The sequence below is a fragment of the Frankia sp. AvcI1 genome (assembly GCF_001420875.1).
Classification (GTDB): Bacteria; Actinomycetota; Actinomycetes; order Frankiales; family Frankiaceae; genus Frankia; species Frankia alni.
Map to the genome: position 1 here is coordinate 123,440 of NZ_LJFZ01000021.1, position 11,070 is coordinate 134,509.

Below are 11,070 nucleotides of genomic sequence, written 5' to 3' on the forward strand. Positions count from 1 at the left end.
CGGGAACGGCCATCATGGGGAACGTGTCGTTCTACCGGCTGTTCGGGCCGATCGAGGTCGTCCGGGACGGGCGGCCGATCCTGCTCGGTGGCCCCAAGCAGCGGGCCGTGCTCGCCACGCTGCTGCTCGACGCCGGCCGGGTGGTCTCCGTCGACCGGATCGCCGACGCCGTCTGGGGGGCGCAGCATCCGCCGAGCAAGCTGTCGAGCCTGCACGCGCACATCTCCAACCTGCGTCGGCTGCTGCGCGACGACGAGCGGGCGACCTCGCCGATCCTGCGCCGCACCCCCGGCTACGTCGCGGATCTGCCCGCCGGCGACATCGACGTGCGACTGTTCGAGGCCGAGTGCGACCGGGCCCAGGCGGCCGCGGACGGCGAGGACTGGCCGAGGGCGGTCGAGGCGGCGGACCGGGCGGCGGCGCTGCGCCGGGGGCCGTTGCTCGCCGAGTTCGCCGACGAGCCGTGGGTGCTGGCCGCGGCGGGAGCGCTGGACGAGCGGTGGGTGCAGGGCGAGCAGAGCGCGGTCGTCGGCCTGCTCGGCGCGGGGCGGATCACCGCCGCGGTACTGCGCTCGCGTCGGCTGCTCGCCGATGCGCCGCTGGCGCAGCGGGCCTGCTGGCTGCACGTGATCGCGCTGTACCGGGCGGGACGCGCCGCCGAGGCGCTGGAGGTGCTGCGCGCGCAGGCCCGCCGCATGGACGTCGAGCTCGGGCTGGAGGTGGGCCCGGCGCTGCGGGACCTCCACGGCGCGATCCTGCGCCAGGATCCCGGCCTGGAGTCGTGGCCGGTGCCCCGCCACCAGGCGGCGACCGGCCCCCTCGACCGGGCCGGGTCCGCCGGCGGCAGCGGCGCCCCGACCGCCGACGGTGTCGCCGGTCGGGGGGCGCAGGCGGCGTCGGAGCCGGGCGATCTGGTGGGACGGGTGCGGGAGCTCGCCGCGTTGGAGTCGGTGCTGTCGCAGGCGCGCACGGGAGCCGGGCGCTGGGTGGTGCTCACCGGGCCGGCGGGCATCGGCAAGAGCCGTCTGGCCGAGGAGGCCGCGGCCCGCTGGCAACGGGCCGGCGGGGCCGTGTCGCGCACCGGCTGCCCGGACGACGACGCGGTTCCGCCGTGGTGGCCGGTGCGCCAGCTCCTGCGCGACCTCGGCGCCGACCCCGAGGACGCGCTCACCCCACCGAGCGGCGTCGACGCGGACGCGGCCCGCTTCGCCGTCTACGACCGGGTGCTCGGCGCGCTGGCCGAGGCGGTGCGGGTCCGACCCCTGCTGCTGGTCGCCGAGGACGTGCACTGGGCGGACCCCGCGTCGTTGCGGCTGCTCACCCACCTGGCGGGCGCGGGCACCGTGCCCGGCCTCGCGGTGATCGCGACCGCGCGTGACGTCGCCGGGCGGCCGGAACTGGACCGGCTGCTCGCCACGGCGGCCCGCCGGCACGGCTCCCGGCACCTGGCCGTGCCGCCGCTGACCGAGGCCGAGGTGTCCGAGCTGGTCAGCCGGATCAGCGGGCAGGCGATCGACGCCGCCGAGGCCGCGCAGCTCGCCGAGCGGACCAGCGGCAATCCGTTCTTCGTCTGCGAGTACGCCCGGCTGCCCGCGGACGAGCGCGCCGGGGGGCAGGTCCCGGTGGCGGTGCGCTCGGTGCTCGGCCAGCGTCTCGCCGGTCTCGACCCGGCGGTGCTGCAGGTGCTGCGGGCCGCCGCGGTCATCGGCGACGCCCTGGACATCGAGCTGCTCGCCCGCGTCACCAGGCTTGACCGCGACGAGCTCGCCGACCTGCTCGACGAGGCCGCGGACGAGCACGTGATCGTCCAGGCCGCCGGCACCGGACGGTACGTGTTCGCGCACGCCCTGCTGCGTGAGGAGGTCGTCGCCGGGATCTCCCATCTGCGCCGCCAGCGGCTGCACCTGCGGATCGCCGAGGCGATCGGGTCGGCACCGGGCGGCGAGGCGCTGACCCGGCGGGCCGCGCACCTCGTCGCCGCGGCCCCCCTCGCCGACGCGGCCGACGTGTTCGACGCCTGCCGGGCGGCGGCGGTCGAGGCCGACAACCGGTGGCACGCCGACCTGGCCGCCTACTGGTGGGCGCAGGCGTTGGACACCCTCGACCGCGGCCCGGTCGACCTCGACCCCGAGGTCGACCGGGACGAGCTGGTCGTCGCCCGGGTCGGCTCGCTGGCCCGGGCGGGTCGGGGGCAGACACTGCTCGACGTCGTCGACGCGGGACTGCTCGACGCGCTGCGCCGCGGACGGCTGGACTCCGCCGGCCGGCTGGCCGCCGCGCTCCTGCGTACCAGCGGTTCCTGGCCGTGGGCGGTCTTCGGCGACGACCCGGCCCCGCTGCTGGCCCGCCTCGCCGGGCTGGAGACACTCGTCGCTGCCGATCCCGTCGCGCACGTGCGGGTGCTGTCCGCGCTCGCCGTCGGAAGTTGCTACGACCCGGACGGCTCGGTGCCCGACCTGCTCAGCCGCCGGGCGGTCGAGCTGGCCGAGCGGATCGGCGACGGCGAGGCGCTGGCCGACGCGCTGCTCGGCCGGGCCCTGGCCTTCTCCGGGATCGCGACGCGGGCCGCCGAGACCGTCGAGCTGATCGGCCGGCTCGCGACCGTGCCGCATGCCAGCGCCCCGGTCGACGAGGTGATCGGCCACGGTCTGCTCTATCTCGCGAAGGCGGCGCTGGGCGACCCGGCGGCGGTCGAGCACGCTCGCCTGGGCGCGCTCGGCAGCGACCTGCTGCGGCTGCCGGCGAGCCGGGTGCAGTTCCGCTGGGCGCAGGGGTCGCTCGCCCTGTGGCGCGACGACGAGCTGAGTACCGCCGAGGGGATCTACCGGCACGCCGCCGAGCTGCACCGGGAGACCGAGCTCTACCAGAGCGGCGCCGACCACGCGGCGCGGCTGACCCTGCGCTGGGAGCAGGGCCGACTGCACGAGGACGACGCGCAGGCGCTGCCGGACAGCCCGTTCGCGCCGTTGGCGGCGGTGCTCACCGCCGTCGCCCGCGGCGAGCCGGTCGCCGACGAGCTGATCGCCGCGGAGCTCGCCCGGTCCGAGCCGGTGTCCTGGACGACGCACAGCCGGCTGACGATCCTCGCCCACGCCGTCGCCGACCGCGGTCTGCGCGAGCACGCCGCCACGCTCGCCGCCCGGCTGGCACCGGTGTCGCACTGCGTGGCCAACGTGGGCCACTGCGGCATGGCCGGACCGGTCGCGCTGGCCCTCGCCCGCCTCGCCGCCCTGACCGGCGACGTCGCGGGCGCCCGGGTGCACCTGGCGACGGCGACGGCGCTCGCCGCCCGTTCCCACGGCGTCGGCGCGTTGCTGCGGTGCCGGCTGGTCGCCGCCCAGCTCGCCCAGCTCGCCGATCCCGCCGATCCGGCGGACGCCGCCGATCCGGCCGACGCCGCCGAGCTGCGCGACATCGCCGAGCGGGCCACCCGGCGCGGGATGGTCGGCGTCGCCGGCGACGCCCGCGCCCTGCTCGCCGCGCGGAGCTGACCGCTGATCTCGGGGGTGGTCGACCTTGACAGGACGATCCACTTCCGCCAGGATCGAATGTATGTTCGATCTCTTCGGAGTCCGGCCCCGCCCTCGCCTCGCCCCCGAGCGCCGCACCGCGTCCAGGAGCCACCTGACGCCCAGGGGTCACGCCGCGCCCAGGGGCCGCGTCACGCCGGACGGTCGGATTCCGCCGCAGATGGTCGATTCCGGCGATGGCCGCCCGCTGTCGGACCGGGCCTCCTCCGGCCTCCCGCCGAGCGTGGCCCGGGTGGCGGCGCGGATGAGACTGTCCGCCGAGCTCCTCGCCGCCATCCTCGAGGTGGAGGGCCGATCCCGGGCCACCCTCGACGACATGGAGCGCGCGGACGCCCTCGCCGACGTTCTGCTCGCCCGCCGCCGGCAGCGGGTCAGCAGCCATCGCCCCGAGCTCGCCCGGACCGGGCGTGGCGGCTGACGGGTCAGCCGGAACTCGCAGGGCGGGGCTGGTCGCGGGTGGCCGGGTACATCACCAGGGCACCACCCCGCGTCGTCGAAGACCCCGCCGGTCGGGCCGTCCTCGGCAGGATCGCGACGGCATGGATCCGGACGGGCCGGGTCACCCCACGGGGTCGGCGGCAGCGGCGGGAGCGGGGTCGGCGCCGCCCTCGGCCAGCAGGCGGGCGAGGTTGGCGAGCCCCTCGACGGACTGCGCGCGCATCGCGTCGGCGAACGCGGGGCCCAGGTCGGGGAAGTCCACCGTCCGCCGGAACCGGGTTCGTCCGTCGGCCAGTGCGGCCAGGGCGTAGCCGATCCGCACCTGACCGGCGTCGACGTCGGTGGTGAACGCCAGCCGCTGCGGACGCTCGCAGTCGACGATCGTCCAGGTCACGGTGTTGTCGACGCCGGCGACCGTCACCTGCTCCAGGATTCGGTCGCCGAGCCGGGCCGGACGGTCGACCGCGCCCTCGACGCGCCGCGCGGCCGGGTGCCACCGGGGCCAGTGCCCGGCCGTGGCGGCGAAGTCGAACACGGCCTCGATCGGCCGGTCGGTGACGAGATCGTCGCTTACCTGCGGCATGTCAGCTCCCGGTGGCTGGTCAGGACTGGGGTGCGGAACAGGGCTGGGCGGCGGGTCAGGGCTGGGCGGCGGGCGCCGGCGCGGGGGGTAGCAGGCGCAGGGCGGGCGGGGTGCCGACCTCCTCGTAGAGGGCGGCGAGGTGATCGGGGGCGAAGAACTCCTCGCCGGGGTAGCCTCCGCCGACCATGGCGAAGAACTTCGCGCGGTAGGCCGGGCTGCGCGTCGCCGCGGACAGCACCGCGTGCAGGAACGGTGGCAGCGCGAGCGCCGCCACCGTGACGGTGAACGCGAAGGTGCCGGCGGTCTCCCGGTCGCGCCGCGCCGCGTAGCCCGCGACGGCGCCGTCGATCGGGGACTCGCCCGCCAGCCCCCGGTGCAGGGCCTCGGCGAGCAGCTCGGCGTGGCGGAAGGCGTCGGTGATGCCCCAGGCGGTGAGCGGGTCCTTGTGATAGCCGGCGTCTCCGACCAGGGCCCAGCCCGGTCCGTGGGACCGGCGGTAGTAGCTGTCGGCGTAGCGCAGCCCCCGGAAGCGTTCGGCCCGCGTGGCGGCCCGAAGGTCCGCGCCGAACTCGGGCACGACGCCTGCCACCACGGACCGGAAGCTCTCCTCGACGTCGGCCCGGAACGCGCCGTAGGCGTCCCGGCGGCGCATGACCGCGACCATGGTGCGCCCGTCGTGGGTGGGGCAGCTCGCGAACTGCCGCCCGTGCGCCGTCCGGTTGTGGAAGCCCCAGTCGAGTCCGTCGAAGTAGGAGTAGTAGACGAATCCGCTCGCGGGCACGTCGCGGTAGACCTCCGCGCCCACCAACCGGGCGACCGTCGACTCGACCCCGTCCGCGCCGACGACGAACCGTCCGGCGAAGGCGGTCTCGGTGCCGTCGGCGTCGTATCCCCGGATCCCCGCCACCCGGCCGTCGGTGACGATCGTCCCGGTGACGGTGAAGCCCTCGATCACCTCGGCGCCGGCCGCGCGGGCCGCGTCGACGAGCAGCGCGTCGAGCACCGTACGGCGCGGGCAGAGGACCTCGGCGACGCCGTCGATCGCCCCGGCGAACCCCTCGGCGTGGATGCCGTCGTACGAGAAGGTCATGTGCTGCACCGGCGGCACCCCCGTCGCCCGCAGGCGGTCGAGCAGCCCCCAGTCCCGCAGCCGGGCGAGGCCCGCCTGGTGGATGAAGTGCGTCGACACGGTGTCGCTCGGAAAGGTCGCCCGGTCCACGGCCAGCACCCGGTGGCCGTGGCGGGCCAGCAGCATGGCCAGCGGCGAGCCCGCGCACCGCGCCCCGACGACGATCACGTCGTACATCGTTCCTCGCTTCCTCGCGCGCCTGCTTGCGTGCTTCCCTGCTCTCCCGCTTCCCTGTTTTCCCGGCTACTCGTCGTGCCGTCAGCCGTACTGCTCGAGCACCCGGGCGATCACGGTGCGGGCGGGGACGGGCAGGTCCTTCCAGCTCGGGTCGAGGTCGTCGGCGAAGGAACGCCGGTAGTCGGGCGGGCGGGTGCGCAGCGTCGGGCTGTAGGCGGAGTGGAACTGGACGGAGAGCTTCAGCCCGGGTGCGCCGGCGACGGCCACCGGTCCGGCCCCCAGCGCCAGCGCGTCGAAGACCTGCAGCTCACTGCGGTCGGCGTGGTGCACGACGATGACCGCCCAGCCCGCGCCGCCCGCGGGATCGGGGACGTACACCGGCGACTCACCCACCGTGCCGGCGGGAAAGGACCACGCCGACTGCTCCGTCATCGACTCCAGGTCGAGGCAGACCAGGGAGGATGGGATCTCCCGGGTCGGCAGGCGGTCCACGGGGACGACGCGCCACGGGTGCGTGGCGTACAGCTCGACGATGNGGGCGACGAGCATCTCCGGGTCGCATCCCCAGTACGCCTGCCAAAGGTACCGGCCTCGTTCGAGTGCGCCGCGGCGCATGTCCCGGCCGTACAGCAGGGTCGCCCAGTGCTGGTGCGGGGCCAGGAACAGCCGGCTGTCGCGGACCTCGCCCGTCCGACCGTCGATGACGTACCGCCCGACGGGCGAGGCGTCGACGGGCGCCGAGATGAACCCGTGCAGTCCCGGGGCGAGGGCGGTGCCCGTTCNCCAGACCCGGTCGGAGGCGGCCAGGCTGTAGTTGAGGTCCCAGCCGTTGGAATGCGCGATGTACAACGTCACGTCGTCGCCGTCCTGACGATAGTCGGCGAAGTGGTGGAACGACTCGTACGGGACGCGGGCGTGGGTCACCGGGACCGTCCGGCCGCGTCGGNCCGCGGTCAGGTCCCGTTTGGCGACGAGGTAGATGTCGGTGAACGGCAGGTGCGGCTTCGTGCGGTTGCGGCCGGCGACGCTGCCCGGCTCCTGCTGGAAACCGATCTCGGTGACGATGACGTAGTCCTGTGTCACCGTGACCTCGTGGACGCCCTGCACGAGGTGCGCACCGGGCACGCACCAGGTGTCCACGGGTCCGGCACCGTCCCAGCGCGCCACCCACAGTGTGCCCTCGACGTCCGTCGTCGACGTGCCCTGGGGGTGCAGCCGGGTGTTGCACCACCACATGNAGCCCTCGTCGAGATCCTCGACCGGATGCGCCGCCGTCCGCACCCCGGGGAACAGCGGATGGGCCGCCACCTCCGGATACTCGTCGACGCCACCGAGGAAACTGTGAAAGTCCGCGGTGATCGGATCGACTTCGACCGGACGTTGACTGATGCCGGTGAGCACCAGCCGGTCGCGGTAGAAGTGCGGCGCGACGTTCGTCAGCGACGGGCGTGCCCCGAGGGCGAGCGCGGCGAAGTCCTCGGCCGGCAGGGCCTGGCGCAGAGCCGTGTACAACGCCAGGTCGGGGGTGCGGACCCGGGTCGTCCGCCAGCGCCGGGCGGCCAGGTCGACATGGGTGAGAATGCCGGGGCCGGCAAACATGAAACGGACGTCGGTCGGCTGGGCGGGGCCGATGAGAAACAACTCGCCGGTGAGGGCGTCGGGCCATCGTCCCGCTGTCACGGTGAGTTCGAGGTCGTATTCCTGGCTCGCCTCGAGGGCATGGTGAAGAGCGTGGCCCATAGTGTGTCCCCTCGCCGGGTTNGGCGCGGCAGTGCGCCCTTGCGCCCGTAGCGCGCCGGGCGCTGTGCCGGTGCGCGGAACGTGCGGCTGGGCTGGTGCGGCATGACCGTACTTCTGCCCGCCGCGGCCGGCCCGGGAGGATCGAGGTTTCCAAACGTGTCATTGGACGCGTAGGTCGCGTATCCCATCGTGTTCGCGTCCGGACAGCAGGGTGACACCCCGGCACACGAGCGGGCCGACCACCCGGAAGAAGACCGCGGACGAGGACAGCTCCGGGCTGCACCGGTCGGAACGCAGTGGCGACAGGCCGGATCAGATCCGGTGCACATCCGCGCCTTCGCCCCCAGGGCCTACGCCAGGCATGGGTGTCGTCGATTACTCCTCGCCGGCTATCGGGCGTCGAAAATCTGGATGCGGCCGGGTCCGCGCAGCGCGAAGATGCCGATGCAGTCCGCCTGGCCGGTGGCGGGCAGCCAGGCGTCGCCCAGGTGGCTCCGGATGGAAACGCTGCGGCCGGAGGCAAGGGTGGTCTGCGCGATCCGGTTTCCCGTCGCGTCGAGATAGTAGAGCTGGATGATCTGGGAGCTGCGGTTGTCCACCACGAGTTGNGCCGGGGCCTGGAACAGTGACCGGATCCGGCCCTCCGACGAGCACGGGTACTGACTCGCCCCGGCGAAGGTGTACTGCAGCGGCCGGGGATTGTCGAGGGCCGTCCCGTCGGACGGTCGGGACGGGGAGGCCAGCCGGCCGTCGGTGGTGACGAACGGCCGCGGCGACGTCGTCCGCACGGTGGGGGACGAGTCGCCACCCGATGGGTCCCCGGACGGCGACGGGGCGGGAGATGGCGACCGCGTCGGCGTTGGCGACGGCGTGGGCGAGGTGGGGGAGGAGATGCTCGGGGTGGGGGTGGGACCGTCGGGCCCGGCCGTCAGTCTGGTCGCGACGCCCACGCTGAAGGTCACCACTGCGAGAATGCCCGTAACCACCGCCCAGAAGGNGACGGCCCTGTTGCCGAGCAGGCCACCGTCGGAACCACCCGAAGCACTCACAGGCCCCCCAACCCATGACGCACGGCCGCCGTGGATCCGGGTCATCTCGAGCATGACCGCGCCGAATTTCGCCGCCCGTGCAGTGATCTGATCGCACTGTACCCGTTGGACGCCGAGCCCTTCCCGGTGCTACGGGGCCGGGGTAACGGCCGCGGCGACGAGGTCGACGGAATCGGGGCGATCGACCCGATCGAGTTCCGCGTGGAGCATGTCGCTGCGGCCGGGCGGATCGACGAATCCCGGGAGATCGGTCCCGCGCGGTGGGGTCGAAAAAATGCCCAGCAGGAAACGGTCGGGTCGGACGACGGCGACCCTCGGTGCGACGGCCCTCGACGCGACGGCCCTCGACGCGACGGCCCTCGGTGCAACGGCCCGTGGGGCCGGGCTCACGTCCGTGGCCGAACTCCCGCGGCCCACGCGGGTCGGGTGGGCCAGGCGGGCGACGCGGGCCAGGCGGGGGGCGGTCAGCAGGCGGATCAGGGTGCCGTCCAGATCCTCGACGGCCGGGCAGGTCACCCCGGCGAGGGTGCGCAGGCCGCCGGGTGCCACGACCGCGAACGCGGTGACGCCGCGCCGGTCCGCCCAGGCGCGCGCCGCCGGATCCAGGCCGGCGACGGGGTCACCGCCGAGGCCGATCAGCGTCCACCCGTCCGTGAGAAGATCGTCGAGGTGGCAGCGGCGGCCGTCGAGAGTGCGCAGGCGGGGATTGGGCAGGACGAGGCCGGCGCCCGGCAGGGGGCCGGCGACCTGCCCGGGGAGGCGGGGTCGCTGTTGGATGGCACCGCCACGCAGTGCCTGGCGCAGACCCGGGGTGCGGTCGAGGGTGAACAGCAGGGCGCGGGTGAGCCGGGAGACGGTCGGGTCGGTGGTCTGCAGGATGCGGCCGATCCGCAGCGCTCCGGCGATCACCGTCTCGACGTGCCGGCGCCGTTCTCGTTCGTAGCTGTCCAGCAGGTCGTCGCCGGCGAGGCCGCGCAGGATCTCGTCGAGTCGCCAGGCGAGGGCGGCGGCGTCGCGGACGCCCGCGCCCAGGCCCTGCCCGCTGAACGGTGGCATGCTGTGCGCCGCGTCGCCGGCGAGCAGGACGCGTCCCCGCCGCCACCGGTCGGCTGTGCGGGCGTGGAAGGTGTAGACGGCCGTGCGGGCGACCTGGACCTGGTCCGGGTCGACCCAGGGGCGCAGCAGCGCGCGCACGCCGTCGGGCGCGGCCATCCGCTCCGGATCCTCGCCGGGCAGGAGCATCCACTCCCACCGGTGACCCCCGGGCATGGGCATGCTGACCGACGGGCGTCGCGGATCGCAGCTGTAGGTGAAGTACGGCAGGTGCGCCAGCGGCGCCGGGGCGGTGACGTCGACGACCAGCCAGCGCTGCGTGAAGGTGGAGCCCTGGTAGCCGATGCCGAGCATGCGTCGCACGGGGCTCGCGGCACCGTCGCAGCCGACGACCCAGCGGGCGCGTAGCCGGCTGCCGTCGTCCAGTTCGACGGTCACGCCGCCGTCGTCGTGGCGGATGGTGCCGCTGGTGCCAGTGGTGCCAGTGGTGCCGGTGTTGCTGGTGCTGGTGCTGGTGCTGGTGCCGGTGCCGGTGCCGGTGTTGCTGGTGCCGGTGCCGGTGCCGGTCCGGGGGTGCTGGTGCAGGGCGGTGACGGCGCGGCCGAGATGGGTTCGGACCGTCGGCAGGGTGGCGATGCCGGCACGCAGGTCACGTTCGAGTGTGGGCTGGTGGAAGAAGGCCGCGGCGGGCATGCCGAGCTCGCTCTCGCCGAGGCCCAGCTCGATGAGGACCCGCCGGCTGGGCCCGAGGATCGTGCTGCGCTCCGAGGCGTGGACGTGGTCGAGCAGGTCACNGAGGCCCGGCAGCCGGACCAGCAGGCGCAGGATCTCCTCGTCGAGGCTCACCGCGCGGGGCAGCGGCACGGGCTCGTGCTGCGGGTCGACGACGGCCACCGACAGCCCGCGTCCGCCGAGCAGGGCGGCCAGCACGGCGCCGACCGGGCCGTAACCCGCGATCAGCACGTCGACCTGCGGGTCATCCCGGACGTGCGGGTCATCCCGGACTCGCGAGTCAGGCTGGACGTCCGGGTCATCCTGCGATCCGGCCACCCGCGGTGCCGGGATCGACAGAGGCGAACGCCCTGGGGCCAGCACCTGGACATCGTCGTCCACAGGTTCGTTTCCCTTCGTGTTGCCGTTCCGCGAACCGTCCAGTTACGGAACGTAGAAGACCCGTCTGCACAGCGCAACGGCCGGCTCCGCCGCGCCGCGAACTCTCGCCGGCGGCCGGACGCCGGACGGTGGCAAATCCCCCGTCGGGGTCCCTGCGGTCGGTAGGCGCCCGCCCCCGCTCGCCGGCTGCCGACGTCGACGTCCGGGGGCGTTTGCCGGCAGGATGCGGAGTCCGACATCGCTGGGGTTCATCTGCGG

General features: G+C 74.6%; 7 protein-coding genes and 5 pseudogenes. 2 read left to right on the forward strand and 10 right to left on the reverse strand.

Going from position 1 to position 11,070, the window contains the following annotated elements; all coding sequences use genetic code 11:
* Nucleotides 1-14 precede the first annotated feature (14 nt).
* Entirely contained in the window at nt 15-3,491 is a 3,477-nt protein-coding gene (locus tag UK94_RS20800) for an AAA family ATPase (RefSeq protein ID WP_011604193.1), read from the forward strand.
* 199 nt (nt 3,492-3,690) lie between these two features.
* On the forward strand, nt 3,691-3,948 hold the full coding sequence (locus tag UK94_RS20805; RefSeq protein WP_011604194.1) for a hypothetical protein: 258 nt from the start codon (nt 3,691-3,693) through the stop codon (nt 3,946-3,948).
* Between the two features lie 141 nt (nt 3,949-4,089).
* Here UK94_RS20805 and UK94_RS20810 read toward each other — a convergent pair whose 3' ends face one another.
* From UK94_RS20810 to UK94_RS76335, 10 genes and pseudogenes are all read right to left on the reverse strand, one after another.
* Complete coding sequence (locus tag UK94_RS20810; RefSeq protein WP_011604195.1) at nt 4,090-4,551, reverse strand: SRPBCC family protein; 462 nt, start codon at nt 4,549-4,551, stop codon at nt 4,090-4,092.
* A gap of 55 nt (nt 4,552-4,606) precedes the next feature.
* On the reverse strand, nt 4,607-5,857 hold the full coding sequence (locus tag UK94_RS20815) for an NAD(P)/FAD-dependent oxidoreductase (RefSeq protein WP_011604196.1): 1,251 nt from the start codon (nt 5,855-5,857) through the stop codon (nt 4,607-4,609).
* A gap of 81 nt (nt 5,858-5,938) precedes the next feature.
* The coding region (locus tag UK94_RS60160) for a carotenoid oxygenase family protein (RefSeq protein ID WP_235488964.1) at nt 5,939-6,392 on the reverse strand (454 nt) is incomplete at its 5' end.
* Nucleotide 6,393: 1 nt separating this feature from the next.
* A pseudogene (locus UK94_RS60165) lies at nt 6,394-6,639 on the reverse strand (lignostilbene alpha-beta-dioxygenase); the annotation flags it as partial.
* A 1-nt stretch (nt 6,640) separates the two neighbouring features.
* Nucleotides 6,641-6,781: pseudogene (locus tag UK94_RS60170) on the reverse strand (hypothetical protein); the annotation flags it as partial.
* A 23-nt stretch (nt 6,782-6,804) separates the two neighbouring features.
* Nucleotides 6,805-7,094, reverse strand: a pseudogene (locus tag UK94_RS60175) (lignostilbene alpha-beta-dioxygenase); the annotation flags it as partial.
* A gap of 1 nt (nt 7,095) precedes the next feature.
* A pseudogene (locus UK94_RS60180) lies at nt 7,096-7,597 on the reverse strand (carotenoid oxygenase family protein); the annotation flags it as partial.
* A gap of 389 nt (nt 7,598-7,986) precedes the next feature.
* Nucleotides 7,987-8,205 (reverse strand): hypothetical protein (locus UK94_RS60185; RefSeq protein WP_235488966.1); only part of this gene is annotated, 219 nt, incomplete at its 5' end.
* 570 nt (nt 8,206-8,775) lie between these two features.
* On the reverse strand, nt 8,776-10,493 hold a 1,718-nt coding region (locus UK94_RS20835), incomplete at its 5' end, for an FAD-dependent monooxygenase (protein WP_235488968.1).
* Nucleotide 10,494: 1 nt separating this feature from the next.
* Nucleotides 10,495-10,812: pseudogene (locus UK94_RS76335) on the reverse strand (FAD-dependent monooxygenase); the annotation flags it as partial.
* Nucleotides 10,813-11,070 lie beyond the last annotated feature (258 nt).